The 26,685-nt window shown below is 42.4% G+C and carries 30 protein-coding genes; 1 reads left to right on the forward strand and 29 read right to left on the reverse strand.

Going from position 1 to position 26,685, the window contains the following annotated elements:
• Positions 1–28 precede the first annotated feature (28 nt).
• The 21 genes from BAE31_RS11255 to prfA all read right to left on the reverse strand — a co-directional run bounded on the left by BAE31_RS11255 (position 29) and on the right by prfA (position 16,973).
• Positions 29–424, reverse strand: a complete 396-nt coding sequence (locus BAE31_RS11255; protein WP_003214592.1) for a F0F1 ATP synthase subunit epsilon — start codon at positions 422–424, stop codon at positions 29–31.
• A 24-nt stretch (positions 425–448) separates the two neighbouring features.
• Positions 449–1,870, reverse strand: a complete 1,422-nt coding sequence (gene atpD, locus BAE31_RS11260) for a F0F1 ATP synthase subunit beta (RefSeq protein ID WP_008354929.1) — start codon at positions 1,868–1,870, stop codon at positions 449–451.
• A 24-nt stretch (positions 1,871–1,894) separates the two neighbouring features.
• On the reverse strand, positions 1,895–2,761 hold the full coding sequence (locus tag BAE31_RS11265) for a F0F1 ATP synthase subunit gamma (RefSeq protein ID WP_024423727.1): 867 nt from the start codon (positions 2,759–2,761) through the stop codon (positions 1,895–1,897).
• 88 nt (positions 2,762–2,849) lie between these two features.
• Positions 2,850–4,358, reverse strand: coding sequence for a F0F1 ATP synthase subunit alpha (gene atpA, locus BAE31_RS11270; RefSeq protein WP_024423728.1), 1,509 nt, complete (start codon positions 4,356–4,358; stop codon positions 2,850–2,852).
• A 16-nt stretch (positions 4,359–4,374) separates the two neighbouring features.
• Positions 4,375–4,920 carry a F0F1 ATP synthase subunit delta gene (locus tag BAE31_RS11275; protein ID WP_041108149.1) on the reverse strand — a complete coding sequence of 182 codons (546 nt, stop codon included), beginning with the start codon at positions 4,918–4,920 and terminating at the stop codon, positions 4,375–4,377.
• Positions 4,917–5,438 carry a F0F1 ATP synthase subunit B gene (atpF, locus tag BAE31_RS11280; RefSeq protein WP_008354935.1) on the reverse strand — a complete coding sequence of 174 codons (522 nt, stop codon included), beginning with the start codon at positions 5,436–5,438 and terminating at the stop codon, positions 4,917–4,919. Before atpF ends, BAE31_RS11275 begins: the two co-directional genes overlap by 4 nt.
• Positions 5,439–5,558: 120 nt before the next feature.
• A complete protein-coding gene (atpE, locus tag BAE31_RS11285; protein ID WP_003214968.1) occupies positions 5,559–5,771 on the reverse strand; it encodes a F0F1 ATP synthase subunit C in 213 nt (70 codons plus the stop codon).
• A gap of 48 nt (positions 5,772–5,819) precedes the next feature.
• Complete coding sequence (gene atpB / locus BAE31_RS11290; RefSeq protein ID WP_024423730.1) at positions 5,820–6,554, reverse strand: F0F1 ATP synthase subunit A; 735 nt, start codon at positions 6,552–6,554, stop codon at positions 5,820–5,822.
• 7 nt (positions 6,555–6,561) lie between these two features.
• Complete coding sequence (locus BAE31_RS11295; protein WP_024423731.1) at positions 6,562–6,945, reverse strand: ATP synthase subunit I; 384 nt, start codon at positions 6,943–6,945, stop codon at positions 6,562–6,564.
• Positions 6,946–7,442: 497 nt separating this feature from the next.
• Positions 7,443–8,072 (reverse strand): uracil phosphoribosyltransferase, encoded by a 630-nt coding sequence (gene upp, locus BAE31_RS11300; protein ID WP_003214553.1) that lies wholly within the window; start codon positions 8,070–8,072, stop codon positions 7,443–7,445.
• Between the two features lie 147 nt (positions 8,073–8,219).
• Positions 8,220–9,467, reverse strand: a complete 1,248-nt coding sequence (gene glyA / locus BAE31_RS11305; RefSeq protein WP_034281450.1) for a serine hydroxymethyltransferase — start codon at positions 9,465–9,467, stop codon at positions 8,220–8,222.
• Between the two features lie 177 nt (positions 9,468–9,644).
• Positions 9,645–10,184, reverse strand: coding sequence for a TIGR01440 family protein (locus BAE31_RS11310; RefSeq protein ID WP_076840473.1), 540 nt, complete (start codon positions 10,182–10,184; stop codon positions 9,645–9,647).
• Between the two features lie 12 nt (positions 10,185–10,196).
• Positions 10,197–10,646 carry a ribose 5-phosphate isomerase B gene (gene rpiB, locus BAE31_RS11315; RefSeq protein ID WP_076840474.1) on the reverse strand — a complete coding sequence of 150 codons (450 nt, stop codon included), beginning with the start codon at positions 10,644–10,646 and terminating at the stop codon, positions 10,197–10,199.
• 133 nt (positions 10,647–10,779) lie between these two features.
• Complete coding sequence (locus tag BAE31_RS11320) at positions 10,780–11,238, reverse strand: low molecular weight protein arginine phosphatase (protein ID WP_024423734.1); 459 nt, start codon at positions 11,236–11,238, stop codon at positions 10,780–10,782.
• A 63-nt stretch (positions 11,239–11,301) separates the two neighbouring features.
• On the reverse strand, positions 11,302–11,856 hold the full coding sequence (locus BAE31_RS11325) for a manganese efflux pump MntP (protein ID WP_076840475.1): 555 nt from the start codon (positions 11,854–11,856) through the stop codon (positions 11,302–11,304).
• A gap of 60 nt (positions 11,857–11,916) precedes the next feature.
• Positions 11,917–12,969, reverse strand: coding sequence for an L-threonylcarbamoyladenylate synthase (locus BAE31_RS11330; protein WP_080769524.1), 1,053 nt, complete (start codon positions 12,967–12,969; stop codon positions 11,917–11,919).
• Positions 12,970–13,119: 150 nt separating this feature from the next.
• A complete protein-coding gene (locus tag BAE31_RS11335) occupies positions 13,120–13,572 on the reverse strand; it encodes a GNAT family N-acetyltransferase (RefSeq protein ID WP_076840476.1) in 453 nt (150 codons plus the stop codon).
• 63 nt (positions 13,573–13,635) lie between these two features.
• A complete protein-coding gene (spoIIR, locus tag BAE31_RS11340; protein ID WP_229137102.1) occupies positions 13,636–14,289 on the reverse strand; it encodes a stage II sporulation protein R in 654 nt (217 codons plus the stop codon).
• A 121-nt stretch (positions 14,290–14,410) separates the two neighbouring features.
• On the reverse strand, positions 14,411–14,890 hold the full coding sequence (locus BAE31_RS11345; RefSeq protein ID WP_024423739.1) for a hypothetical protein: 480 nt from the start codon (positions 14,888–14,890) through the stop codon (positions 14,411–14,413).
• Positions 14,891–15,031: 141 nt separating this feature from the next.
• Positions 15,032–15,916: a peptide chain release factor N(5)-glutamine methyltransferase gene (gene prmC, locus BAE31_RS11350; protein WP_076840477.1), complete on the reverse strand. Its 885-nt coding sequence runs from the start codon at positions 15,914–15,916 to the stop codon at positions 15,032–15,034.
• Complete coding sequence (gene prfA, locus BAE31_RS11355; protein WP_024423741.1) at positions 15,906–16,973, reverse strand: peptide chain release factor 1; 1,068 nt, start codon at positions 16,971–16,973, stop codon at positions 15,906–15,908. The genes prmC and prfA overlap by 11 nt, the downstream gene beginning before the upstream one ends.
• Before the next feature lie 210 nt (positions 16,974–17,183).
• Here prfA and racA point away from each other — a divergent pair, with 210 nt between their 5' ends.
• Positions 17,184–17,732 carry a chromosome-anchoring protein RacA gene (gene racA, locus BAE31_RS11360; RefSeq protein ID WP_076840478.1) on the forward strand — a complete coding sequence of 183 codons (549 nt, stop codon included), beginning with the start codon at positions 17,184–17,186 and terminating at the stop codon, positions 17,730–17,732.
• Between the two features lie 35 nt (positions 17,733–17,767).
• Here the strand turns inward: racA and BAE31_RS11365 are convergent, their stop codons facing one another.
• From BAE31_RS11365 to fsa, 8 genes are all read right to left on the reverse strand, one after another.
• Positions 17,768–18,724: an AEC family transporter gene (locus BAE31_RS11365; RefSeq protein ID WP_041108169.1), complete on the reverse strand. Its 957-nt coding sequence runs from the start codon at positions 18,722–18,724 to the stop codon at positions 17,768–17,770.
• Between the two features lie 90 nt (positions 18,725–18,814).
• Positions 18,815–20,515 carry an oxaloacetate-decarboxylating malate dehydrogenase gene (gene malS / locus BAE31_RS11370; protein WP_024423744.1) on the reverse strand — a complete coding sequence of 567 codons (1,701 nt, stop codon included), beginning with the start codon at positions 20,513–20,515 and terminating at the stop codon, positions 18,815–18,817.
• Between the two features lie 279 nt (positions 20,516–20,794).
• Positions 20,795–21,397 carry a thymidine kinase gene (locus BAE31_RS11375; RefSeq protein WP_024426350.1) on the reverse strand — a complete coding sequence of 201 codons (603 nt, stop codon included), beginning with the start codon at positions 21,395–21,397 and terminating at the stop codon, positions 20,795–20,797.
• 87 nt (positions 21,398–21,484) lie between these two features.
• On the reverse strand, positions 21,485–21,685 hold the full coding sequence (rpmE, locus tag BAE31_RS11380; RefSeq protein WP_003215407.1) for a 50S ribosomal protein L31: 201 nt from the start codon (positions 21,683–21,685) through the stop codon (positions 21,485–21,487).
• Between the two features lie 132 nt (positions 21,686–21,817).
• Positions 21,818–23,101, reverse strand: coding sequence for a transcription termination factor Rho (gene rho / locus BAE31_RS11385; protein ID WP_008354975.1), 1,284 nt, complete (start codon positions 23,099–23,101; stop codon positions 21,818–21,820).
• A 366-nt stretch (positions 23,102–23,467) separates the two neighbouring features.
• Entirely contained in the window at positions 23,468–24,433 is a 966-nt protein-coding gene (gene glpX / locus BAE31_RS11390; RefSeq protein WP_012011567.1) for a class II fructose-bisphosphatase, read from the reverse strand.
• Positions 24,434–24,465: 32 nt separating this feature from the next.
• The gene (locus BAE31_RS11395; protein WP_024423746.1) at positions 24,466–25,755 is read right to left on the reverse strand and encodes a UDP-N-acetylglucosamine 1-carboxyvinyltransferase; all 1,290 of its coding nucleotides are present in this window, start codon (positions 25,753–25,755) and stop codon (positions 24,466–24,468) included.
• Positions 25,756–26,002: 247 nt separating this feature from the next.
• The gene (gene fsa, locus BAE31_RS11400) at positions 26,003–26,641 is read right to left on the reverse strand and encodes a fructose-6-phosphate aldolase (protein ID WP_024426351.1); all 639 of its coding nucleotides are present in this window, start codon (positions 26,639–26,641) and stop codon (positions 26,003–26,005) included.
• Between the last annotated feature and the right edge of the window lie 44 nt (positions 26,642–26,685).

Genomic DNA, 26,685 nt, shown 5'->3' on the forward strand with positions numbered 1-26,685 from the left:
ATCATTGTGATAAGAAGGTTTTTCTGTTTTATTTCCCTGCTACATTTAAACGGTTTAACGCCCGTTTTAATGCGAGTTCCGCCCGGCGTACATCACTTTCATTCGGGTGGTTCAAATGCTCTTCAGCACGCTGCTTCGCTGATTTAGCACGATCGACATCAACTTTATCTGATGTTTCAGCGGCCTGAGCCAGAATGGTTACTTGTTCAGGGCGGACTTCAACAAATCCGCCACTTACTGCAACCAATTCAGTTGATCCACTATGTTTTAAGCGAACTGCACCGATTTTTAGCGGAGCAACCATTGGAACGTGGCCAGCTAAAATACCAAGCTCACCGCTTTCTGCTCTTACACTGACCATTTCCACATCCGCTTGATACACTGGGCCGTCGGGAGTAACGATATTGACTTGAACGGTCTTCATGCTTTTACCCTCCTAAGGACCAGATTAGGCCTCTACACCCATCTCTTTGGCTTTTTCAACCACTTCTTCAATGCGTCCAACTAAGCGGAATGCATCTTCTGGAAGGTGATCGTATTTACCAGATAAGATTTCCTTGAAGCCTTTAACAGTTTCTTTCAATGGCACATAAGAACCCTTTTGGCCAGTGAACTGCTCTGCTACGTGGAAGTTTTGAGATAGGAAGAATTGAACACGACGCGCTCTGTGTACCACAAGCTTATCGTCCTCAGATAATTCATCCATACCTAAAATGGCAATAATATCTTGCAGCTCTTTATAACGCTGTAATGTTTGTTGCACTTCACGCGCAATCGCATAATGCTCTTCGCCAACGATCTCAGGTGCAAGTGCACGAGATGTTGAAGCAAGAGGATCAACCGCTGGGTAAATACCCATTTCAGTCAGCTTACGCTCAAGGTTTGTCGTTGCATCAAGGTGAGCGAACGTCGTTGCTGGAGCTGGATCCGTATAGTCATCCGCAGGTACATAGATCGCTTGAATCGATGTAACCGATCCTACGTTTGTAGACGTGATACGCTCTTGCAGCTGACCCATTTCTGTTGCAAGTGTCGGCTGATAACCTACCGCTGAAGGCATACGACCAAGAAGGGCTGATACTTCAGAACCTGCTTGTGTAAAGCGATAGATATTATCGATGAAGAACAATACGTCTTGACCTTGTTCATCACGGAAATGCTCTGCCATTGTCAAACCAGTTAGGGCAACACGCATACGTGCACCTGGTGGCTCGTTCATTTGACCGAAGACCATGGCTGTTTTTTCGATAACGCCAGAATCTTTCATTTCGTAGTAAAGGTCGTTTCCTTCACGTGTACGCTCTCCAACACCAGCGAATACAGAAATACCGCCGTGTTCTTGTGCGATGTTGTTGATCAATTCTTGAATCAGAACGGTTTTACCTACACCAGCTCCACCGAATAGACCGATCTTTCCACCTTTGATGTAAGGAGCAAGCAGGTCAACAACTTTGATACCTGTTTCAAGAATTTCAACTTCTGTAGAAAGTTGATCAAAAGAAGGCGCTTGTCTGTGGATTGGATCTCTTTGAGCTTCCACACCAAGTGGCTCATCTAAGTCAATGTTATCTCCCAGTACGTTGAATACACGTCCAAGTGTTACGTTACCAACTGGTACTGAAATTGGTTTTCCAAGGTCTACAGCTTCCATACCGCGCTTCACACCGTCTGTTGATGCCATTGCGATGGTTCTCACTGTATCGTCACCTAAATGTAGTGCTACTTCTAAAGTTAAGTCGATATCAACTTCACTTTCGCTTTCCGCTTTATGCGAAACTTTGATCGCATTATAAATCTCAGGCAAGTGACCGTCTTCAAAACGAACGTCTACGACTGGTCCCATGATCTGACTGATGCGTCCTGTTTTCATTGCATTCCCTCCTGACAATTATTTCTATTCTAAGGCAGCTGCTCCGCCGACAATTTCTGTAATCTCTTGTGTAATCGCTGCTTGACGAGCACGGTTGTAAGAGAGTGTCAGGCTGTCGATTAATTCTTTTGCGTTGTCTGTTGCACTCTTCATTGCTGTCATTCTTGCAGCATGTTCACTTGCTTTGCTGTCAAGAAGCGCACCGAAAATCAAACTCTCTGCATATTGAGGAAGGAGAACTTCAAGAATTTCTTCTTCAGAAGGCTCAAACTCATAAGATGCGGAACGTTTATTTGGTGTCGCTGCGGCCGAAAGGTCCGTTAGCGGCAATAATTTCTTCTCTGTTACTTCTTGTGAAATCGCACTGACAAAGTGGTTGTAGAACATGTAAAGTTCGTCAAACGCTTCATCAGAGAACATTTGAACTGTACTGCTTGCTAATTCTTTAATATCAGCAAACGCTACTTCGTCTCCAAGCCCTGTTACTTCAGAAATAACTGGAATACCACGCTTTTTGAAGAAGTCGCGTCCGATTTTACCAATGACAATCACCGCATATTCATCAGCGGATTGATGACGAGATTGAATGGTTTGGTAAGCGGCACGCAAAATCGAGCTGTTAAAAGGTCCTGCAAGCCCTCGATCAGATGTAATGACGAGATACCCTGTTTTCTTGACAGGTCTTGAAAGAAGCATTGGGTGCTTAGCACTTGTTCCAGTTGCGATTGCAGCAACCACTTCCTGGATTTTCTCCATGTAAGGAACAAAAGACTTCGCATTGTTTTCAGCACGATTCAGTTTCGCAGCTGATACCATTTGCATCGCTTTTGTGATCTGACTCGATTTTTTCGTTGACGTGATCCTTGACTTTATATCGCGTAATGAGGCCAAAGATTTCACCACCTTTTTTCAGGAATCCGTGTTCATTTACGTGAAAAGAGAGAAAAAGAGAATCTTTTTCTCTCGGAAAGATTACTAATTAGTTGCTTGGTGCAAACGTACGTTTAAAGCCTTCGATTGCTGTCTTCCACTCTTCATCAGCAGGCATATTTCCTGTTTGAGAGATTGTGTCAAACAAGCCTTTATGGTTTTCTTCAATGTACAAGAATAACTCAGCTTCAAAACGTTTAACATCAGCAATGGCTACATCGTCTAAGTATCCTCTTGTTAGTGCGTAAAGAATCGCTACTTGTTTTTCAACTTTAAGCGGTTTGTTCAAGTCTTGTTTTAAGACTTCAACTGTTCTTGCACCACGGTTTAATTTCGCTTGAGTGGCTTGGTCTAGATCAGATCCAAACTGAGCGAATGCTTCAAGCTCACGATAAGAAGCAAGATCCAGACGAAGTGTACCTGCTACCTTTTTCATCGCTTTGATTTGTGCAGAACCACCTACACGGGATACAGACAATCCTGCGTTTACCGCTGGACGTACGCCTGAGAAGAAGAGGTCAGATTGTAAGAAAATCTGTCCATCTGTGATGGAAATAACGTTTGTTGGGATATATGCAGAGATATCGCCAGCCTGCGTTTCTACGAAAGGCAATGCTGTGATAGAACCGCCACCCTTTTCGTCACTAAGCTTCGCTGCACGTTCTAATAAACGAGAGTGAAGATAGAAAACATCACCAGGGAATGCCTCACGACCTGGAGGACGACGAAGCAATAATGAAAGCTCACGGTAAGCTGCCGCTTGTTTAGAAAGGTCATCATAGACAACAAGTACGTGCTTGCCGTTATACATGAATTCCTCACCCATCGTTACACCTGCATAAGGAGCAAGGTAAAGAAGTGGAGCTGGCTGTGATGCAGAAGCTGTGACAACGATTGTGTAGTCAAGCGCACCATGCTTACGAAGTGTTTCAACAACACCACGAACCGTTGATTCTTTTTGTCCGATGGCTACATAAATACAGATCATGTCTTGATCTTTTTGGTTTAGAATCGTATCGATTGCAACAGATGTTTTACCTGTTTGACGGTCACCAATGATCAATTCACGCTGTCCACGGCCGATTGGAATCAAGGCATCAATTGCTTTAATTCCTGTTTGAAGTGGCTCATGTACAGATTTACGATCCATAACGCCAGGTGCTTCACTTTCGATTGGACGTGTTTTGCTTGTTAAGATTGGACCTAGTCCATCAACAGGCTGACCAAGCGGGTTCACAATACGTCCGATTAACTCTTCACCTACTGGAACCTCCATGATACGACCTGTACGTTTTACGTCGTCACCTTCGCGGATATCTTTGTAAGGTCCTAAAATAACGATACCTACGTTAGACTCCTCAAGGTTTTGAGCCATACCCATTACACCGTTAGAGAACTCAACCAGCTCTCCTGCCATAATGTTGTCAAGGCCATGTACACGCGCGATACCGTCCCCTACTTGAATGACTGTACCGACATCTTTTACTTCAATTTCTGATTGATAGTTTTGGATTTGCTGCTTTATCAGCGCGCTAATCTCTTCAGCTTTGATACTCACTAAGGTTTCACCCCTTCTAACGATTTTCGCCTGCAAGCTGACGTTCAATGCGGGAAAGCTTTCCGCTGACACTGCCGTCATAAATGCGGTTTCCGATACGGATTTTCACTCCGCCTATTAGATCCTTGTCAATCACATTTTCAACACGCAGTGATGTGACTCCGGCTTTTTTGGCAAATACTTCAGATAAAGATTGAATTTCAGCACCGCTTAGCGGTTTCACTGAATACACGACCGCATCGTCTATTTGTTTCGTGCGGTTTGCAAGTTTCACAAACTCAGACGTCATTTCAGGGAAAATATTCGTGCGTCCGCGGTCAATCAGTAAATACATTGTGTGCAATACATAAGTAGAAACACCTTTGAAAGCTTCAGCAATCAACTGTTTCTTTTTGTCTGCCGTAATCTTTGGATGAACAAGGAAGTCATTGAGTTCTTGATCAGCCTTTAGAACTTTTTTGATCTCATTCAGCTCTTTTTCAGTTTCGTCTACTGCCGAAGAAGCAAGAACGATGTCAAAAAGAGCAGAAGCGTAACGCTTAGAGACAATAGTTACGCTCATCGGCTTTCGCCTGCCTCTTTAAGGTACTCTTGAATCAATTTCTCTTGTGCCTGCTCATCAAGTTCTTTTTCAATCACTTTAGATGCAATCAGCACAGATAGTGATGCAACCTGCTCACGCAGTGCAGCCACAGCTTGTTCTTTTTCTTTCACGATTTCAGTTCTAGCAGATTCTTTCAAGCGCTCTGATTCTTGACGTGCTGCTTGAATGATCTCTTCTTTTTGTTTCTCACCAATCTTTTTCGCATTTTCGATGAGTGTATGTGATTCTTCGCGTGCTTCTTTCAATAAGACACGTTGTTCTTCAAGAAGCTTTTCAGCTTGAACGTGCTTTTGTTCAGCACTTGAGATTTCATTTCCTATATAATCTTCACGCTGCTTCATAATACCTAATAAAGGTTTAAGCGCAAATTTCTTTAAAAGTGCAAGCAAGATGAGCATAGCGATAAGCTGGAATAACATATCACCGGCGTTGAAGCTTAAGCCCCCTGCTCCTAAAACCACTGGTAACTGAGACATTTAGTACGGCAACTCCCTTCTTTAAATAATATGTTAAGAAACAAAACATAAAGGAATGGCGAAGTTTCGAACTAATCTGATCTTCGCCATTAAAATTCATATTAGAACGCTTCTCACATATTAACCAAAGAATGCCAAGAATGCGATAACGACAGCGATAATTGGAAGTGCCTCAACTAAAGCGACCCCGATGAACATAAGTGTTCTTAGTTCTCTACCAGCTTCTGGCTGACGAGCGATTCCTTCAACTGTTTTAGATACGATTAGACCGTTACCAATACCTGCTCCTAGTGCTCCTAAACCGATTGCAATTGCTGCTGCTATTAAATTCATTAAAAAGCTCCTCCTTTAAAATAACGTCCTTTTTGGACTCTCAATTTTTTAGTGTTCGTCGCTGACTTTATGGGAAATGTACACCATTGTCAGCATGGTGAAGATAAATGCCTGGATTGTTCCGACAAACAAGCTGAATGCCTGCCATACAATCATCGGCACGATGGCACCTAATGTACCAACGATACCAAGCGCAATGTTTTGCGTGTAGAAATTGGTCGCAAGTCCTGCAAGTAAACCAAGAAGAATCTCTCCAGCGAAAATATTTCCATAAAGACGCAAACCAAGTGTTAACGTGTTTGCAAATTCTTCAATGATTTTCAGCGGCACTAAATATGGGATTGGCTTGAAGAAGTCTTTCGTATATTCCTTGACTCCTTTTGCCTTGACACCGTAGAAGTGTGTAAGTCCCATGACCATAATTGCTAGTGTCATTGTGATTGCAGGATCAGCAGTTGGTGATTTCCACCACAAGTTGTGATCGACCGTAATCGAGAATGGCAGTCCAAGCATGTTTGAAACAAATATGTACATGAGTAATGTAACGCCAAGCGCTAGAAATGGGGCTCCTGTTTTCATGTCCATCGAACTACCTATGATATTTCGAACAAAATCAACGATCCATTCCATGAAGTTCTGCGCCTTAGTCGGACGAATAGACAGAACACGAGTAGTCAGCACCGCTATGAGAAGAACGATGATACTAGCAATCGTAATCATGAGAACATTGGATAAGTTGAACGTTAACCCTAAAAATTCTGTAGTTTTTGAACTGTGACCCAAAGAGTATTCACCTCTCTTCCATAGTAGAACGTTTAAGTTGAATGAAGGAATCTATCATAATGACAGGATATATTGTCATTAATCCTATAACAACACCTGCCAGATGAACTTCATTAGGGTAACGCCAAGCAATCGCTACTGCGAGAATCGCGTTGGCCCACCTGGCTGTACTTCCCATTGAACGAATGGATTTTCCTTTTTTAACCGCTCGATCAAAAGCGTGCATTCTCCGTATAAGTAGGAATAAATTAAAGAAAGCAAAAATTGTGCCGATAATGAAACCAAGAAACAGTGGTTTAAAACCAGGCATGGCATAGCCAAACACAAAAATTGCCAATAGATAGAACATGTATTTACTCTGTCTGCGGAAAATCGCGTTTGGATCGTTCATTCATCTGACTCCCGATGAAAAGTATTGTAAAAAAGGTGATAAATGGTGATGAAAACTGCGTAGAAGACGCTGATGATAAGCCGTCCTATTCGAAAAAAATCAATCACCCATCGGTCTAATTGCACAATCAGACTTGAAATCTTTAGATCTATGGGATGCTGCTTCATTCGTTGATACAAACCCTGATTATTAAAGGGTTCACAATGAGGATTAGTAGAGTGCTATAGGCTATGAAAACCTTACCATAATACCCTCGTTTAGCATACAATAGCGTCTATGATGTGTCAATCGGTTGAAAGTTAAAAAACTTTTCTATAGTGATAGAGCACACAAAATGTTCACAATTTCATCAAACTTTAGGAGAGATGTGACAATCATTGAAAAAAACAGTCAATGTTCAGTATACATTGATTTTTCTAAGAACGGTATCAACCGTTTGTCATATATTTCAAAAAGCCCACATGCGCGTTTGCATGTGGGCTTTTATTAAGAATTTCTTATTTCGTTCCGTACATACGGTCACCAGCATCACCAAGACCTGGGATGATGTAACCTTTTTCGTTTAGTTTCTCATCTAATGCTGCAATGTAGATATCAACATCTGGATGATGCTTTTGCATTTCTTCTACACCTTCAGGGGCAGCAATCAGACACATAAAGCGAATGTTTTTCGCACCGCGTTTTTTCAAGCTGTTTAACGCTTCGACTGCTGAACCGCCAGTTGCAAGCATTGGGTCTACTACGATAAATTCACGTTCTTCCACATCTGATGGAAGCTTCACATAATATTCAACAGGCTTTAATGTTTTCGGATCGCGGTATAAACCGACATGTCCCACTTTAGCAGCTGGAATGAGTTTCAAAATCCCGTCTACCATTCCAAGACCTGCTCTTAAAATTGGCACAACCCCGAGTTTCTTCCCTGAGATCACGTTTGATTTCGCTACTTGTACAGGTGTTTCTACATCTACCTCTTCAAGCGGTAAGTCTCTTGTGATTTCAAATGCCATTAATGTTGCGACTTCATCCACTAGCTCTCTAAATTCTTTAGTTCCTGTATGAACGTCACGAATATATGTAAGTTTGTGCTGAATAAGCGGGTGATCAAATACATAAACCTTTGCCATTGCTTGCTACAACTCCTTTTCTGTCATCTTCCGGTGAACTTTGCACACTTCCTACAATTCTACATAAAAAGACATCATCTTTCAATATGATTCGCAAATCCTACAAAAAAAACCCACATGCCAAAAATAGGCAAATGGGTCTGTTTTTTAATAATCTAATTCGTTATATAGAGGGAAACGGGCCGTAAGATCAGATACACGCTTTTTCGCCTCTTCTAATTTCGCTTCATCTTCATGATGTTTTAGCGCAAGTGCAATAATGGAACCGACTTCTTTCATCGCTTCTTGATCAAAACCGCGGCTTGTTACTGCTGCTGTACCTACACGTACACCGCTTGTGACAAATGGTTTCTCTGGATCATAAGGAATTGCATTTTTGTTCACTGTAATACCGATTTCATCAAGAACGTTTTCTGCAATTTTTCCTGTGATGCCAAGAGAACGCAAGTCGATGAGAACAAGATGGTTATCTGTTCCGCCAGATACAAGCTGAATATCTTCAGATAAAAGTGTTTCAGCTAGTTGTTTTGCATTATCAATGACGTTTTGTGCATATGTTTTGAAATCTCCGTTCAATACTTCACCGAAAGAAACAGCTTTTGCAGAGATGACATGCATCAGTGGTCCACCTTGAATACCAGGGAAGATCGATTTGTCGATCTTTTTACCAAACTCTTCACGGCATAGGATCATTCCGCCGCGAGGTCCGCGTAATGTTTTGTGAGTTGTTGTTGTCACAAAATCTGCGTAAGGAACTGGATTTGGATGAAGACCTGCTGCAACAAGACCAGCAATGTGAGCCATGTCGACCATAAAGTAAGCACCGACTTCATCAGCAATCTCACGGAACTTTTTGAAATCAATTTGGCGTGGGTATGCACTTGCACCCGCAACGATGAGTTTCGGCTTATGTTCACGTGCTTTTTCAAGTACATCTTGATAGTCGATATGCTGAGTTTCTTTATCTACACCATATTCTACAAAGTTGTACTGTACACCACTAAAGTTTACAGGGCTTCCATGTGTTAAATGCCCGCCATGTGATAAGTTCATGCCCAGTACTGTATCGCCATGCTCAAGAATTGTAAAGTATACGGCCATGTTCGCTTGAGCACCTGAGTGAGGCTGTACGTTCACATACTCAGCGCCAAAAATTTCTTTTGCGCGGTCACGTGCGATATCTTCCACAACGTCTACATGTTCACAGCCGCCATAGTAGCGTTTACCAGGATAACCCTCAGCGTATTTGTTTGTTAATACAGAGCCCTGTGCTTCCATGACTGCTTCGCTTACGAAGTTTTCTGATGCAATTAATTCGATTTTGTCCTGCTGGCGTTTCCGCTCTAGTTGAATTGCTTTGAATACTTGTGCGTCTTGCTCAGGTAAATGTTTCATCAGCGAAATCCTCTCCAATCTATTTCCATTCGATGTTTTCACCATCTCATTGTACACGGTTTTTGAGTAAAATGTAAAAGTTTTTTTTGGAAAATCGACTTCTTTTTTATGAAAACCCGAATGTTCAAGTAGTAAAGCGTCTTCATCATTCAACATTATATCAGAAATATATCGAAGCTATGATCTTGTATAAACGGCTCGTTCTCCGCCAATCAGCTTCGGACGCGTTTTCGCAAAAGTCACATGTGCATTTCCTAATCGATGACGACTGAGGCGGACAGGTACAGCGACTCTCTTTAAGTGCATCCCAATTAACGTATCGCCGATATCAATTCCAGCATGTGCCTCAATGCATTCGACCAATACAGGATGTTCCATTTGCTGATACGCATGAGCCGCCATCGAACCACCCGCTTTACGGACAGGTACTGCACCTACGATCTCCAGGTTAAAACGGAAAGCCACTTCTTCTTCAACCACAAGGGCACGATTTAGATGTTCACAGCATTGAAAGGCGAGCTCAATGCCTGTCTCTCGTCTTAACTGATCCAATTCTTGATAGATCGAGGCAGCAATTTGCTCACTTCCTGCAGTACCAATATGCTCACCAGCCACTTCTGACGTACTGCAGCCAATGACTAAGATTTGCCCGGCACGCAATTCAACTGTTTGATGAAACTCTTTTAACATTTCAAGCCAATCTTGACCAATGTTCATGTTAAGCGCTCCTTATAGGTGCTTTTCTTCATAATCAGCTATTTTGCCAATCCGCACAGCATGGCGCCCTGCTGTAAACTCTGTCGTCAGCCAAATCTGCGCAATCTCACGTGCTAATCCTGGTCCAATCACTCGCTCTCCCATTGCAAGAACGTTCGTATCATTATGTTCTCTAGTTGCTTTCGCACTAAATGTATCATGAGCCAATGCACAGCGAATTCCTTTTACTTTATTTGCTGAGATGCTCATGCCGATGCCTGTCCCACAAATTAAAATGCCGCGGTCGACTTCTCCGTTTGCCACCATATTGGCTACAGGGAAAGCATAATCTGGGTAGTCTACAGAACCTGATCCGCATTCACAACCCATATCAATGTATTCAATCTTCAATTCATCCATCAGTTGTTTGATTTCTTCACGAATATTCGTTCCGCCGTGATCGGATGCAATGGCTACTTTCATCGGGCAATTCCTCCTAAGGGTGAGTTGATCTGTTATGTCTTACATTCATTCTTTATTTACAGTTATATTTTAACCTCTGCCTAGTGATTTGCAAACAATAGCAGAAAAACCGTTGAGGCAACGGTTTTACAGGTTATCTATTATGATGATCTTTTTTCAGCTTCTCAGCGAGCTGATACAGCAAGGCTTCTAGTTCATCTCGAGTTTCCTGATAAACAGAAAGACTTCCTCCAAACGGATCGGATACATCGCCTTCTGTTCCTGTCGCAAATTCCTTTAAAGTGAAGACCTTGCCTTTTGCATGCGCATATTGCTCTGCAATCAACTGTTTATGCTGCATCGTCATCGTGAAGACGTAATGAGCTTCGCGCAGAAGATCCTCTGTCAATTTTGATGATGAGTGATTCAGTGGAATGCTTTTCTCAAATAATGCTTCGATCGCTTGAGGAGAAGCTTTCCCTTCATCGGAGGCAAAAATGCCCGCTGATTTTACAGTGACCTCTAAACCTTTTTCATCTGCAATTGAAGCAAAAAGGGCTTGAGCCATTGGACTTCTGCATGTATTTCCCGTACAAACAAATAAGATTTTCATCTTTCGCCCTCCTTTTCTTCTATTATATAGCATTTCATTCTACATGTTATGTAAGGAGACTGGCTAGAGCGGAAATAATAATTTGATACCAAAGGCTAGTAAAATGATTCCACCAAGCGCGCCGCTATATGAACCAACCCATGACCGAACCTGTTTACCGAGTAATAATCCGAGCCATGTGAGGAGCATACTAAAAAAACCAAACAATAATATAGTCATCCACACCTGGGAACCGTAAATCCCGAGACTTAAACCAACGGAGAAGCTGTCTAGGCTTACACTTGTCGCAAAAAGAACGAGACCAGTCCCAACTGGTGCGATAAAGGGCTTATCCTCTTTGCGGATAGAAGCAACAATCATTTGCAGTCCCAGCACCAAAAGCAGCGCCCCGCCGATATAGGTGGCAAGAAGACCGAGCCATCCGGATAAGAGCTGACCTGTCAGTATGCCAAAAAGCGGCATAAACATATGAAATATCCCAATGACAAGTCCAATATAAATGATCTGGCGGAACCTCAGCTGAATCATCCCCATACCAAGTCCAACCGAAAAAGCATCCATCCCAAGTGCAAAAGCCATGATGCTGAGTGTCAGCAATTCGCCAGCTAGTTCGTTCATGTAAATCCCCCTTGGACACACATTCTCCTTTAACCTATGTTTGTCCAAGAAAGGTTAGAACTATTGGAACGAAGGGAGTGTACGCCCTCCTGCGGCTTTTTGCAGACGGTTCATAATGGCAGAACCAACTCCCTGCTCTGAAAAGGCTTCTGATATAATCAAGTCTACATCCGTTTCATCAAATTGTCTCAGTACACGATAGAGGTTTGCAGCAACCGTTTCAGGTTTTTCTCTATATCCACAGCTGTACACAACATCTGCCGCAAACAGCGATTTCTTTTCTTCTGTTGTCAGCACTCCGACTTTTAGCCCTTCAGCTTTGTATTTCTGTATGTGACGCTGCATGTCTTCATCACTTCCATGAAAGATATACATCTTGGCTTCAGGTGCATAATGTGTGTATTTCATTCCCGGCGATACAGGCGCTTCGTCCTTTTTTGTCAGCCCTGGGTCCACACTCACCGTCCCCACGACCTCTTCTAATGCTTCTTTTGTAATTCCGCCTGGTCTTAAAATCACTGGAGTCTCACCGATACAGGATACAACCGTTGACTCAACGCCAATACCAGTTGAACCGCCATCCACAATCCCAGCGATTCTCCCTTCGAGATCACTCGCTACATGGTCTGCTTGTGTTGGTGAAGGTTTTCCCGAACGATTGGCACTTGGTGCAGCAATTGGCAGACCAGCTGCTCGGATGAGCTCAAGCGCAATGGGATGGTCAGGCATTCTCACACCTACTGTGGATAAACCTGCTGTAACCTGCTTTGATAAAGTGCCCGGCTTACACGGAAGAACGATAGTTAAGGCGCCCGGCCAAAAGGCATCCATCAGCGCCTCCGCTTTTTCGCTTTCTATTTGTGCAAATTCGTGAAGCTGCTGAACCTCCGCAATGTGAACAATCAACGGATTATCACTCGGACGCCCTTTCGCTTCATAAATTTTCATAACGGCTTCTGTCTCTTTCGCATTTGCCCCGAGTCCGTAAACGGTCTCTGTCGGGAAAGCAACCACTTCATTTTGCTGCAGCAGATCGGCCGCCTGTTTAATTTGTGGATAGTATGTGGATAAATCCTTTTCTAAATCCACAGACCACCTTTTTGTATTTAACATCATACAAACTCCTTTTAAAAAAGATAAAACTGTTGATATATCTCAATTATCCTTTTGAAAGTATAAAAGATGATGATAAATAAAACAAGCGTTGTCCACAATTTGTGGATAACGCTTGTTTTGTAGTGGATAAGTATGTGTATAAGTCCATCATTTTGTGATTAACTGCCTTTTTTGCAGGACCACAGCCTGTTCTTTCCCCAATGTCTCTTTTGCATGTGCAGAGCTCCATATGCTTTCTGGAATTTCCTTTAAAGGCGCAAAGCCCATTAATGCCAAAAAATCATGGGAAGAGGAATGGTTTGCGACGACATAAAAAGTATCCACACCCATTTTTTCACCGAGCGTTTGAACACTTTGGAACAAAGAGACAATGTGTCCCTGACCGAGCTTATCTGATATGACAAGAGACCGCAGCAATCCCTCTTGTTCATTGAGCTGTTCAAGACCTAAGCAGCCTGCCAGCTGACCATCCGCATCTTCCATCACTACAAATGCCGTTCGCTCCGCAAGCGTTACTCCTCCTTTTGCTTGTCCCTTTTCAAGAAAAGCATTGATCGCCGGGACATCTTGTTCTGTAGCTATTCTTAATTGATAATACATGCTTTCACCTCTTTTTGATCTCTTACTTCAACTCTATGAGGCAAAAACCGATTTATACCTTTTTTAAGAGAAAAGACTAGAGACCCATTCAAACAAAAAGAACTTCACTTCACCTGTCTCTTCTTCCTCTTCTTTCACCACTTCATTAACAGACTCTTTCGTTTGCTGCGCTGTCACTTGTTTATCATCATCCCCTTCTGGTGAGGCGATGGCTTCTCCGTTTGAAAAATCGATAAAGCAGAGCGGCGGAAATAACACACACCACCAGTTGGCTCCGTCTCCTTCTCCAAGCGTAATTAAAATGGCTTCATATTTCCCAGCAGGGTAGACGAAATTTCCATAGAGCTTTGTTGGAAATGAAGCTTTTTGAAAACTGACCGATACGGATTGATCTATGTGCTGTTCCTTCAATTTCGCTTTAGCAATACGATTGATTTCTGGCAGCTTTGATCGAATGACACGTCTTGCTTCTTCAATGGATGTGAGGTCTTTCACCCACTCCGTCATACTCGCATTGACCTCGTCACGAATACTTCTTTTCACATCCTGATCCGCTGAACGATCACTATTTGCTAAAATGCGTAATCGAATCGCTTCATCTGGTATGACAACAGGCTGATTTGCAGAAGCAGCCGCTGTCTCCTCTCTGCCAAGGTTTGCAAAAGCACCGCATAATAATAGAAACATATAAAGACAAATCATCGTTTTACTTTTCAACATTGTGTGTTCCCCCCACTTTTCTCTTCGCTACAAACATTGTGTCCAGGAAACACATTTCATAAACAGTCAACATGAATTTTTTAATAGATTATGAGTCAAAACAAAAAAGCCGCTCTCATTAAGAACGACTTTTGAGTGAGGATTGGTAGTCAGAAGGGTATAGTCTTCCATCCCAATCTCGGCTGATTTTTAAACCAGATTCTGTTTTGATGACAGTCATGGCTCCTTTTTTCTCGATTTCTTTTTTGACTTTTCCTTTTTGATCGATAAATTGGATCACCATTTCATAGTTAAATTCAATTCTGTCATCGCTTTCATCTGAAGGCGTAAACATAATTTTTTTCAGCTTTATTTGACAATCTTGATCCTTCGCCGCTTCTAATATGCTCGGGAACATGCTGTCTTGTGTATATTCTTGATATTCATGTTCGGTTAAATAAACCTTCAGCTTCTCTTTCATGTCAGATAGGTCATCCGTTCGATTCACTGTGTATTGTGCTTTTTTATAGCTTTCTCCAAATGCTGCTGCCTCTTTTTTAAAGCTCGGTTTACCACAAGCACTCACAATCAATAGTACACTGACGATGACCAACACCATCGCATACCTTTTGTTCACACCATTCGCTCCTTCAAAACAAATTTATGTAAAAAATCATGATCAGAATGTTCATTCTTCTATATATACGTTTCTCTTTTACCATAAGTTTCATCTTTACATAATAAAATAGTCCGGCTTTCTTCAGCCGGACTTTCCGTTTTGAATGTGTGCGCAAACAGCTCGATCTTTTCCGTTAATATCTTTGACGATGCAGACATCCGCTTTAGGAAATGCCTGCTCAAGAAGCGCTGTGACATCTTGACCTTGCGTATGTCCAATTTCAAAGACAACAACTGCCTGATCACTCAGCACGCTGGGAAGATCATGAACGAGACGCTGATAAAACCACAAGCCATCACGTCCGTCCGTCAGCGCATTCACCGGCTCATGCTTTGTCACAACCTCAGACAAACTGTCCATTTCTTCCGCCGCAATATAAGGTGGATTGGAAATAAATACGTCCACTTTGATGCCTTGAGCTATAACCGGTTCAAGTAAATCTCCATGTAAAAAATGAACGTCTGCACCGAGCGTTTGTTGATTTCGTTTTGCTACCGCAAGCGCTTCTTGTGAGATATCAGTCGCTGTGACAGATAGTGATTTTTTTTCAAGAGCCAGCGTAATCGCAATGGCCCCGCTTCCTGTGCCAACGTCAACTGCTTTGAGCGGCTGATCGGGCGGGAAAACGTCACCTACCAAATGGAGCGCCGCCAAAACAACTTCTTCCGTTTCAGGACGAGGGATGAGAACATGCTTGTTCACCTCGAAAGGACGTCCGTAAAAGAATTCAACACCCGTTAAATGCTGAACAGGAACACCCGCCCTGTGCTGCGTCACAAATTTGCTGAACAGTTGATCTTGCTCCTCAGGCAGCGCATCATGAAATCGTGCAAGAAGCTCACTTCTGCTCCAGCCGAGCACATGCATCAACAGGAGTTCTGCTGCATTTTGGTCTCTGCCAGCTTCCGTTAACAAAGAAGAAGCCCATTTAAGGGCTTCGAAGATTGTTCGCTCTTTATTTTGCATCTTGAAGCTTTCTTGCTTGGTCTTCCATAATTAGTGCATCAATGACCTCGTCAAGTTTTCCTTCTAAAATTTGATCAAGCTTTTGAATCGTCAATCCGATGCGGTGGTCTGTTACACGGTTTTGCGGGAAGTTGTACGTACGGATACGCTCTGAACGATCCCCTGTTCCAACCGCAGATTTACGTGTTTGATCATATTCAGCCTGTGCTTCACGCTGGAATTTATCATAAATTCTCGCACGCAGCACTTTCATGGCTTTTTCTTTGTTTTTAATTTGTGATTTCTCATCCTGACAGGACACAACAACACCTGTTGGAAGGTGAGTTAATCGAACAGCAGACATGGTCGTATTGACACTTTGTCCGCCAGGTCCGCTTGATGCAAATGTATCTACACGGATGTCTTTTTCATGGATATCAATTTCAACTTCCTCAGCCTCAGGTAATACAGCGACTGTCGCAGTAGATGTATGGATCCGTCCGCCTGATTCTGTTTCTGGAACACGCTGCACGCGGTGTGCACCATTTTCAAACTTTAGTTTGGAGTATGCGCCTTTCCCGCTGATCATAAAGATGATTTCTTTATAACCGCCTGTGCCAGTGACACTTGCTTCCATGACTTCCGTTTTCCAGCCTTGCATTTCAGCATAACGGCTGTACATACGGTAAAGATTTCCCGCAAAAAGAGCAGCCTCTTCTCCACCCGCTGCACCACGAACCTCCACAATAACGTTCTTATCGTCATTCGGATCTTTCGGGATCAGCAAGATTTTCAGCTCGTCTTCTAAACGTTCCGTTTCTTCCGTGAGCTCTGAAATTTCTTCTTTGACCATGTCGCGCATCTCGGCATCCAGCTTCTCTTCGAGCATTGCTTTCGCATCATTCAGCTGGTCGTATGCCGCACGATATTGTCTATATACCTCAACAGTTTCTTGAATATCGGATTGTTCTTTCGAATATTCACGAAGCTTCTTAGGGTCGTTCACCACTTCAGGGTCACTTAAATATTCATTTAGCTTTTCATAGCGTTCTTCAATTGATTTTAAACGGTCTAACATGGTCTTCACCTCTGTTTTGTGCGTAACAGTCTAATTATAGTATAGCGGGGTATGACAGTCAAAAAAATTTCCAAAACAATTGATTTCCTGCAATTTTTCGCTAGAAAACACGATCTTTGGCGATTGGTTACTTGTTTTGTCTAACGTGAAGGAACAGGAACTCCTTAAAGAGAATGGTACTTGTAATTGAAAAAAGGGAGGGCATTTGTTTTGAATACAAATGAGGTTGCAAAGGAAATTGGTGTTTCTTCAAAGACGATTCAGCGCTGGGTCAAACAGCTCAACATCCCTGTCGCCCGGAATGAACTTGGACATTATGAATTTCATGAAGATATTGTACAGCTGCTCAAAGAGGTCAAATACCAAATGAGTGAAGGTGTGATCCTCCAAGATATTCAACTGCCAATCCATAAGGAAACCGTTCGTCAATCAGCACCTGCTGCCGAAGCTGATGTCTCTATACAGCGGATTGAAGCATTAGAAAAACAAGTGAAAGCGCTCATTCAGCAGCAATTACATGTCACTGATGTAGAAGACCGCCTGCAAGAACTTGAACGGAAATTGGCTAAAAAAGCAGATGAAGGTGTATCGTATCAGCTGCTTCAGCACCGCAGAGAAATTGAAGACTTATCCACAAAATTTGACCGCCTCGCCGCATCCTTGAAACAACCGTCACAAGTAGAAGAAAAAGAGGAAATCGCAAACCCCGACATCAAAAAAAAGCGTGTACTCTTCCCTCTGTTTCATTCATTTCGCTAAGAAAGGCTGCCTCGTTTGGCAGCCTTTCTACTATATTATACGGTAAGTGCAATAATGATCGGTAATGTAATGAGTGACATGATGGCACTGATTACAAATGCGGATGCAGTTTCCGCCTCTTGTTTTTCAAATCGTGTTGCGATCATCGCTGCAACAGCTGAACCTGGGAAGGCAACAAGCAATACAGCTTTTGTAATTTCATCAGCCGAAAGACCCATAAGAACGGCAATGAAATACATAAGTAATGGTTGTACAGCTACTTTTAGCAATGCAATACTGAAGGCTGGCAAGCTTAATTTAATTTTGCGGATACCAACAGTGACACCGACTGCGAATAATGCCACACCTGATGTGACGCTGCCAATTTCCTCTAACATTTCATGTCCAATTGCAGGAAGTTTAAATCCTAAAAGAACAAGAATGATACTGGCTAACGGTGCAAGTGCAAGCGGCTCTGATAAACCGTGCAAAATCGCTTTTGTCGTCATTTTTAGGAAGCTTTCGCCGTCTTTTGTTTTTCCTTTTGTTTTTTCACCGACAGTTGATACAATAATTGCAATTGGATCAAGCAGTGCATTTACAACTATTCCGGTAATCGCAATCGGAATTGCAACCTCTTGAGCCCCAAATAAACTGCCCAAGACCGGAATCCCCATAAATGCAAAGGTCGGTTGTGCTGAGTTTAACGAGAAAACAGAAGAATCTGTTAAATCATATTTAAAAGCAAATTTCGTAACTAAAAGGATAATGATATAAAAACCAACGATTCCGAAAATCAATGCAACGAAAAATGGAATTTGACTATAGAATTTATCTTTTGGTGTTGACAGAATACTGGCGATAAAGTGCGCTGGTAAAGCATACTTTGTAACAAGTGTACTTACACCTTTTGCAGATTTAGCGTCATAGCTGCCGAAGTTCCCTGCGAACCAACCCAGCGCGATAACGAAAAAAATCGGTGCTAGGAGGATCAAAATATTTAAAAAGTCCATCTTACTCTTCCTCCTTAAATCCTTTACATGTTTCTTATTTATTGCGGCATTGCTTAGATTACCCGAAGCAATGCCGCGTTACACATTTTATTATGCTCTTACAATTTTTTTATATTCAGGAATCCACATTGCGTCTTTCACAGCTTGTTCGATGTTGTCAGGCGTTTTTCTTGCGACACCATCTTCAATTGCTGCTTTCGCTACTTCAACAGCTACATGAATTGACACTTCTTGCAATTTATCAATACTTGGAAGAAGACCAGCACCTGGTTTCTCATGATCAACCATTTCAGCAATTGCATTCGCAGAAGCAACGAACATGCCTTTTGTGATGATTTTTGATTCTGTTACGATTGAACCAAGACCAAGTCCAGGGAAAACGAACGCATTGTTTGATTGTCCGATTTCATGTTCAATTCCGTTATACTCAACGTTTTCGAACGGGCTTCCTGTTGCAACAAGCGCACGGCCGTCAGTCCATTTGAATAGATCCTCTGGCACTGCTTCAGCAAGCGGTGTTGGGTTAGACATTGGCATGATCACTGGACGCTCTGTATGAGCTGCCATTTCTTTAATGATTTCTTCAGTGAATGCGCCGCCTTGACCTGATGTACCAATAAGGATGGTAGGCTTCACCCTGCGAACAGTTTCAGCAAATGAGATTTGTCCTTTTTCATCGCGTGCCCAGCCTTCTACTTCATCAGAAGTACGCAGGTATGGTTTTTGGAAATCAAGCACTTCATCTTCAAATTGATCTGTTAGCAATCCTCTGTAGTCTAATGTCCAGAATGCATTGTTTGCTTCTTCTTCTGTTAGACCTTCAAGAACCATTGTGTCACGCATTTGATCTGCGATTCCGATACCAGCTGATCCAGCTCCGAAGATGACAACACGGTGATCTTTCAATTGAGTACCAGTTTTCTTGACAGCTGCAAGAACACCCGCTAAAGTAATGGCACCAGTACCTTGAATATCATCGTTGAACGTTAAGATGTTATCGTTGTATTTTTTCATGATGTTACGCGCATTTTTGTTTCCAAGGTCTTCCCAGTGAAGCAATGCTTTCGGGAAGAATTTAAGTGCTGCTTTCACATAAGCATCAATGAATTCTTCGTATTTTTCACCTTGTACACGTTTGTGATGGTTCCCAATGTATAATGGATCATTCAATAATTTTTCATTGTTTGTTCCAACATCTAATACAACTGGAATCACGCGGCTAGGATCAATACCTGCTGCAGCCGTGTAAACAGCTAATTTACCGATTGCGATGTTGATACCACCAACACCCCAGTCACCAATTCCAAGAATACTCTCAGAGTCAGTTGCAACGATGAGGTCAATATCTCCAGCAGTTGCGTGCAAGTTTTCAAATGCTTTCTCGATTCCGTCAATGTCGTCGATTGAAAGATAAACACCATGAGGCCTTCTGTATTCATGGCTGTATTCTTGAATCGCTTCACCAACAGTTGGTGTGTACACAACTGGAAGCATTTCACGAAGCTTTTCTGTTAGAAGCTTGTAGAACAATACTTCGTTACGGTTTTGCAAATCACTTAAGTATACGTTTTGACGAAGACGATCCGGCTGAGCTAGAAACTGCTTGTACGCTCTTTCCGCTTGCTGTTCTAAAGTTAGAACCGTTGGAGGAAGTAAGCCTTCTAGTCCAAGCTCTTGTCTTTCTTCTTCAGAGAAAGCAACGCCTTTGTTCAACGTTGGAATCGATAATACATCTTTACCTGTCAAAGTGGTTTCGAGGTACCCTTCTTTTGTTTTCTTCACGTTGTTCATCAAAAACTACCCTCTTTCTAAAATATAAATAAAGTGAACTATTAATCCAAAGAACGATTAAGGAGAAAAATCCTTAATCAAAAAAATTATGACAAGAAATCGAACTTTTCGTTTAAATGCTTTACACTACAGTTAGTCATTTTATGCCTGCTTATGACAAAACGCAAGCGTTGAAAATTAGATAATTTAATCGTAGTGTTATTTAATTTATTTAAGTACAAATGATGGGTGTTCAGCCAAAATTTCTAAAAACGAAACACAGCGGCATTTGCTATTTTTTTATTTGTCAAGTGTTGTACCAACATCAAGTCTTGGTACTTCATGGTGATGTCTGCATCGTGCTTCGTATGATTCCTGCGCACCTACTAAAATAATAGGATCATCATAGGATGCGGGTTTACCGTCGATCAAGCGTTGTGTTCTACTCGCTGGGGAGCCGCATACCGAACAAACTGCTTGAAGTTTTGTTACAAGCTCTGCACATGCCATTAAATGCGGAACAACACCAAATGGCTCTCCTCTGAAGTCTTGATCCAGGCCTGCAACAATGACTCGATAGCCTTGGTCAGCCAATTGAGTGACAATGTCAATGATTGTCTCATCAAAAAATTGCACCTCATCAATGCCAATGACATCGGTTCTTTCTGATATGTGCGTTATTATGTCTTTTGGTGAGGCTACTGCAATCCCATCTAATGATGAACCGTTATGTGACACAACTGAGCTTGTACTATATCGGTTATCAATCGATGGTTTGAATATTTTTACTTCTTGTTTGGCAAAGGTGGCCCTTTTGGCTCTCCGAATCAATTCTTCCGACTTTCCAGAAAACATACTGCCGCAGATGACTTCAAGCCAACCGCTTTGTTTCATCACATACATAAGGTCTTCTCCCCCGTTTTAAAGTTCCATCAATCCACGTAAAAAAACAGGCAAGAACGGATTCCTGCCTGTTTATTGTATCTATTATTACTTAAGACCGTATTTTTTGTTAAAGCGGTCAACACGTCCATCAGCAGAAGCGAATTTTTGACGGCCTGTATAGAAAGGATGGCACTCAGAGCAAATCTCGATGCGTACCTCTTCTTTTACTGATCCAGTTTCAAACTCATTTCCACAAGCGCATTTGACTGTAGCTTTTTTGTAGTTAGGATGAATTCCTGTTTTCATCTACTGTCATCTCCTTCCGCCCTGAATCCAATTCGGAAACAGAGTTAATATCTCAGAAATAAATTCTGAAACGCACATGATAAAATTATAACAGTGTGAGTCTATGATTGCAAATGTATTTTTTCAGGAAAGCTATCTTCTTGATGCAGACATATTGGCTTGTTTCCATTCTTGCGTTAAAATATCGAAAAATTCTTGGTTTGTCTTTGTTTTTCTCATTTTGCGCATGAACTTCTCAGCGAAGTCAGGTGTATCTGACATCGATTTTCTCATCGCCCATAGACGATCAAGATGCTCTTTTGGCACAAGCAGTTCTTCTTTTCTCGTACCAGAACGGCGAATGTCGATCGCAGGGAAAATTCTTCTTTCGGCCAAAGAACGGTCCAAATGAAGCTCCATGTTTCCAGTTCCTTTAAACTCTTCATAAATCACGTCATCCATACGTGATCCTGTATCAACAAGTGCAGTGGCTAAAATCGTCAAGCTTCCGCCTTCTTCAATGTTACGCGCAGCACCAAAGAAGCGTTTTGGACGATGGAAAGCCGCCGGATCAATACCGCCTGAAAGCGTTCGGCCGCTTGGCGGAATCACAAGGTTGTATGCACGAGCAAGTCTTGTGATGCTGTCCATTAAGATGATGACATCCTTTTTATGTTCAACAAGACGCATCGCACGCTCTAAGACAAGCTCTGCTACTTTAATGTGGTTTTCCGGTACTTCGTCAAAGGTTGAACTAACAACATCCCCTGCAACAGAACGTTCGATATCTGTTACTTCTTCTGGACGTTCGTCAATCAAAAGGACAATCAGCTCTGCCTCTGGGTGATTTTCAGAGATGCTGTTGGCAATTTCTTTAAGCAAAATGGTTTTCCCAGCCTTAGGCGGTGCAACGATTAAACCACGCTGTCCAAATCCAACTGGCGCCATCATGTCCATAATTCTAGTAGACAGGTGATTAGGCTGTGTTTCAAGAATCATTTGACGGTCAGGAAATAGCGGTGTGAGAGCAGGAAAGTGAACACGTTCCTTTGCTGATTCTGGGTCGTCCCCATTTACCGCTTCTACATGAAGGAGGCCATAGTAGCGTTCATTCTCTTTTGGAGGTCTTACCTTTCCAGACACTTTATCTCCATTTCGTAAATCAAAGCGTCTGATTTGTGAAGCTGAAATATAAATGTCTTCAGAACTTGGTGAGTAGTTAATCGGTCTTAAGAAACCAAATCCCTCAGACTGAATAATTTCAAGAACCCCTTCCATAAATAAGAGATCCTCTTGCTCAGCGTTCGCCTTTAAGATGGCAAAAATTAATTCTTTTTTTGTTAGTTTGCTGTAATAAGAGATTTTGTATCGCTTTGCTAACTCATACAGCTCTTTTAATTTCATATTTTCCAAAGATGAAATCGATACATCTTTCAATATGGACACCACACTTTTCTAGTCAATGTATTTCTTTACAAATGCATGACCATTGTATTTGATTAGCTTTTAATTCCGTTGTTGTTGGAATGACCTCGCTCTGATGGTAACGCTCCCACTCGTTTTATCGTGAAAGATAGGAACAATGTGAAATAGAGCTTTGTCAACATAGAGAAGGATAATGAGTATATCGTCATGATGCGGCAGTATTTAAACTTTGTTGAAGCTTAAAAGAAGTAAATTCGCAGAAAATTTCGCAGCACTCTTTAGTTTTACCTCATTTGCAGAGAATATTCAACTTTTAAAAGAAAATGATATACATTTGACACCTATATGAAAAGCGGGTAATGAATACCCGCTTTCAGATTACGGACGAATGACAAGATTCGGTTTTTTCTTTAAGCTGTGTCTGCCGTCTACGAAACGAACCGTACCTGATTTCGCACGCATGACAACACTATGTGTTGTTCCCACAGAGCCTTTGAATTGAACACCTTTAAGTAATTCGCCGTCCGTTACACCTGTCGCTGCAAAAATGGCGTCATCTCCTTTTACGAGATCTTCCATTCTGAGGACTTTCCCAACATCCAGCCCCATTTTCTCACAGCGTCTTAGTTCTTCTTCACTTTGAGGAAGAAGCTTACCATGAATTTCACCACCAAGTGCCTTTAACGCAACAGCAGAAAGGACACCCTCAGGCGCTCCGCCTGAACCAAATAGAATATCAACACCTGTGTGATCAAATGCTGTATTAATGGCTCCTGCAACGTCACCATCGTCGATCAGTTTAATTCTTGCTCCTGCTTCTCTCAGCTCAGCAATAATTTTCTCATGTCGATCTCTGTTTAAAATCGTTGCAACCACATCTTCAATATCTTTGTTTTTTGCTTTTGCAACAGCGCGAAGATTATCAATGACAGGCGCTTCAATGTCGATGCAGCCTACCGCTTCTGGACCTACTGCGATCTTATCCATGTACATATCAGGTGCATTCAGCAGGTTGCCATGATCTGCAACTGCAATGACAGCTAAGGCATTCCAGCCGCCGCTTGCCACAATGTTTGTTCCTTCTAATGGATCAACAGCGACATCCACGCGAGGTCCATATCCGTTCCCAAGCTTTTCCCCAATATAAAGCATTGGTGCTTCGTCCATTTCTCCTTCGCCAATGACCACTGTTCCCTTCATCGGAATGGTGTCAAATACATCACGCATTGCACTTGTTGCAGCATCATCCGCTTCGTCTTTTAATCCTCTTCCCATCCAACGGGCAGATTTTAATGCAGCTGCTTCTGTCACCCGTACTAGTTCCATCGATAAACTTCTTTCCATTTTTGTCCAAATCTCCTCTCACAGTCAAAGCCTTATGAATTTTGAAGTTCTTCTATTTCTTGGTCATTCAGCTTTTCACGCCAGATGGTTGCACCCAAGCCTTCAAGCTTCTTCTCAAGCAAACTATATCCTCTGTCTATATGTTCAAGCCCTGTGATTTCGGTCACACCGTCTGCCATTAACCCTGCGACAACAAGACAAGCGCCTGCACGCAGATCACTTGCTTTGACCTTTGCTCCTTGGAGCTGCGTTTGTCCGGTAATAATAGCAGATCTTCCTTCGACCTTCATGTTTGCACCCATTCGACGCAATTCGTCAATGTGCTTAAAGCGGGCTGAGTAGATCGTATCTGTGACCACACTCGTGCCTTTCGCTTTTGTTAACAGCGCCGTCATCGGCTGCTGAAGATCAGTCGGAAAGCCCGGATACACAAGGGTTTTGATATCGACAGGCTTGAGTCCTTCGTTTCTGCCAACGATCAGCATCTGATCGTTGCTCGTTTCAATGGTGAACCCCATTTCTCTAAGTTTCGCCGTAATTGATTCTAAATGAGTTGGGATCACATTATCAAGTACAACTTCATCTCCCATCGCTGCACCAGCTATTAAAAATGTTCCTGCTTCGATGCGGTCAGGGATGATGGAATGCTTACAGCCATGAAGAGATTCTACACCTTCGATTCGGATCACATCAGTACCCGCACCTTTGATTTTGGCTCCCATGCTTGCAAGCAGTGTCGCTACATCAATAATTTCGGGTTCCTTTGCAGCATTTTCAATCACGGTTTTTCCTTCAGCCAGTACGGCTGCCAGCATGATGTTGATCGTCGCACCTACACTGACAACATCAAGATAAATCCGGGCTCCGACTAATTTTTCAGCGCGCAAATAAATGGCACCCTGCTCGTTTGTCACCTCGGCTCCAAGTGCTTCAAAGCCTTTGATATGCTGATCGATCGGCCTAGGTCCTAAGTGGCATCCTCCTGGCAGTCCGATGACAGCCTGCTTAAATCTGCCCAGCATGGCGCCCATTAAATAATAGGATGCACGCAGTTTCTTCACTTTTCCATTAGGAAGCGGCATACTGATCATGGAAACAGGATTAACAACCATTTCACCTTTTTCAAAAGTGACCTTTCCGCCAATTTCTTCTAACAGATCCCGTAATGTGTCGATATCTGATATATGCGGAAGGCCTTCAATGGTTACTGGAGAATCAGCGAGAATCGTGGCAGGAATCAGTGCCACAGCACTATTTTTCGCACCACTAATATGTACGGTCCCGCGCAAGGGATCACCGCCGGCAATGTTTAACTTTTCCATATTTGTCTCCCTTCTTAAAGAAGATCACTGTTGGAGTTATACTGTTTGTGGATGTCGCGCTTTAAAAGGTCTTGTCCAAAATTTAGCCAATATCAAGAGAAAGAATACAGGTTAAACGAAATTTGTCGGAAGAAAAATAATCGAAGCTTTGCGAGGCTGTGATGTTCTCTTCTTTGCACAAAACATTTCTTAGCGTTTATAAGGAAAACTGCGGCAAACGAGAGACGATCCCGCCTGCCACAATCATTTATTTATTCCAGTCTGCTAAAAATTGCTCAATGCCTGCATCCGTTAATGGGTGTTTCGTCAGCTGCTTGATGACTTTCAGCGGCATTGTGCCGATATGAGCACCTCTAAGCGCAGCTTCTGTCACATGCTGCGGATGACGAATGGATGCAGCAATGATTTGTGTATCTAATCCATGAACATCAAAAATAGTTTTCACTTCGCTGATGAGATCAAGACCATTTTGGCCAATGTCATCTAAGCGGCCAAGGAATGGAGAGACATACGTCGCACCAGCTCTAGCTGCAAGCAGTGCCTGGTTTGCACTAAAAATCAAAGTGACGTTTGTTTTAATTCCAAGGTCTGTTAATGCTTTGACAGCTTTAAGGCCATCTGTAGTCATTGGAATTTTGACTGTGATATTCGGTGCGATGGCAGCAAGCTCTTTTCCTTCTTCAATCATTTCCTCTGCTTTTAAGGAAATCACTTCTGCACTGACAGAACCTGATACCACGTCAGTGATTTCGCGAAGGCGGTCGTGGAATGATACGTCCTTTTCTTTCGCTACTAAACTAGGGTTTGTTGTGACGCCTGCTAAAATGCCAAGCTCGTGCGCCTCTTTGATGTCTTCAATATTCGCTGTATCTACGAAAAATAACATAACTGTGCCACTCTCCTATCAATAAATTGTCTGAAATGTAAATC

The sequence above is a fragment of the Bacillus sp. I-2 genome, from assembly GCF_001974945.1.
GTDB lineage: Bacteria > Bacillota > Bacilli > Bacillales > Bacillaceae > Bacillus > Bacillus safensis.

Excerpts from the sequence above, each read along its gene's own strand:
- BAE31_RS11255 (WP_003214592.1), bottom strand. The coding sequence starts at position 424 with ATGAAGACCGTTCAAGTCAATATCGTTACTCCCGACGGCCCAGTGTAT.
- atpD (WP_008354929.1), bottom strand. The coding sequence starts at position 1,870 with ATGAAAACAGGACGCATCAGTCAGATCATGGGACCAGTCGTAGACGTT.
- BAE31_RS11275 (WP_041108149.1), bottom strand. The coding sequence starts at position 4,920 with ATGAGCGTAACTATTGTCTCTAAGCGTTACGCTTCTGCTCTTTTTGAC.
- atpF (WP_008354935.1), bottom strand. The coding sequence starts at position 5,438 with ATGTCTCAGTTACCAGTGGTTTTAGGAGCAGGGGGCTTAAGCTTCAAC.
- atpE (WP_003214968.1), bottom strand. The coding sequence starts at position 5,771 with ATGAATTTAATAGCAGCAGCAATTGCAATCGGTTTAGGAGCACTAGGA.
- BAE31_RS11295 (WP_024423731.1), bottom strand. The coding sequence starts at position 6,945 with ATGAACGATCCAAACGCGATTTTCCGCAGACAGAGTAAATACATGTTC.
- upp (WP_003214553.1), bottom strand. The coding sequence starts at position 8,072 with ATGGCAAAGGTTTATGTATTTGATCACCCGCTTATTCAGCACAAACTT.
- glyA (WP_034281450.1), bottom strand. The coding sequence starts at position 9,467 with ATGAAACATTTACCTGAGCAAGACGCACAAGTATTCAAAGCAATTCAA.
- BAE31_RS11310 (WP_076840473.1), bottom strand. The coding sequence starts at position 10,184 with ATGAACATTGGTCAAGATTGGCTTGAAATGTTAAAAGAGTTTCATCAA.
- rpiB (WP_076840474.1), bottom strand. The coding sequence starts at position 10,646 with ATGAAAGTAGCCATTGCATCCGATCACGGCGGAACGAATATTCGTGAA.
- BAE31_RS11320 (WP_024423734.1), bottom strand. The coding sequence starts at position 11,238 with ATGAAAATCTTATTTGTTTGTACGGGAAATACATGCAGAAGTCCAATG.
- BAE31_RS11325 (WP_076840475.1), bottom strand. The coding sequence starts at position 11,856 with ATGAACGAACTAGCTGGCGAATTGCTGACACTCAGCATCATGGCTTTT.
- BAE31_RS11330 (WP_080769524.1), bottom strand. The coding sequence starts at position 12,969 with ATGTTAAATACAAAAAGGTGGTCTGTGGATTTAGAAAAGGATTTATCC.
- BAE31_RS11335 (WP_076840476.1), bottom strand. The coding sequence starts at position 13,572 with ATGTATTATCAATTAAGAATAGCTACAGAACAAGATGTCCCGGCGATC.
- BAE31_RS11345 (WP_024423739.1), bottom strand. The coding sequence starts at position 14,890 with ATGGTGTTGGTCATCGTCAGTGTACTATTGATTGTGAGTGCTTGTGGT.
- prmC (WP_076840477.1), bottom strand. The coding sequence starts at position 15,916 with ATGCAAAATAAAGAGCGAACAATCTTCGAAGCCCTTAAATGGGCTTCT.
- prfA (WP_024423741.1), bottom strand. The coding sequence starts at position 16,973 with ATGTTAGACCGTTTAAAATCAATTGAAGAACGCTATGAAAAGCTAAAT.
- BAE31_RS11365 (WP_041108169.1), bottom strand. The coding sequence starts at position 18,724 with ATGGACTTTTTAAATATTTTGATCCTCCTAGCACCGATTTTTTTCGTT.
- malS (WP_024423744.1), bottom strand. The coding sequence starts at position 20,515 with ATGAACAACGTGAAGAAAACAAAAGAAGGGTACCTCGAAACCACTTTG.
- BAE31_RS11375 (WP_024426350.1), bottom strand. The coding sequence starts at position 21,397 with ATGTATGTGATGAAACAAAGCGGTTGGCTTGAAGTCATCTGCGGCAGT.
- rpmE (WP_003215407.1), bottom strand. The coding sequence starts at position 21,685 with ATGAAAACAGGAATTCATCCTAACTACAAAAAAGCTACAGTCAAATGC.
- glpX (WP_012011567.1), bottom strand. The coding sequence starts at position 24,433 with ATGGAAAGAAGTTTATCGATGGAACTAGTACGGGTGACAGAAGCAGCT.
- BAE31_RS11395 (WP_024423746.1), bottom strand. The coding sequence starts at position 25,755 with ATGGAAAAGTTAAACATTGCCGGCGGTGATCCCTTGCGCGGGACCGTA.
- fsa (WP_024426351.1), bottom strand. The coding sequence starts at position 26,641 with ATGTTATTTTTCGTAGATACAGCGAATATTGAAGACATCAAAGAGGCG.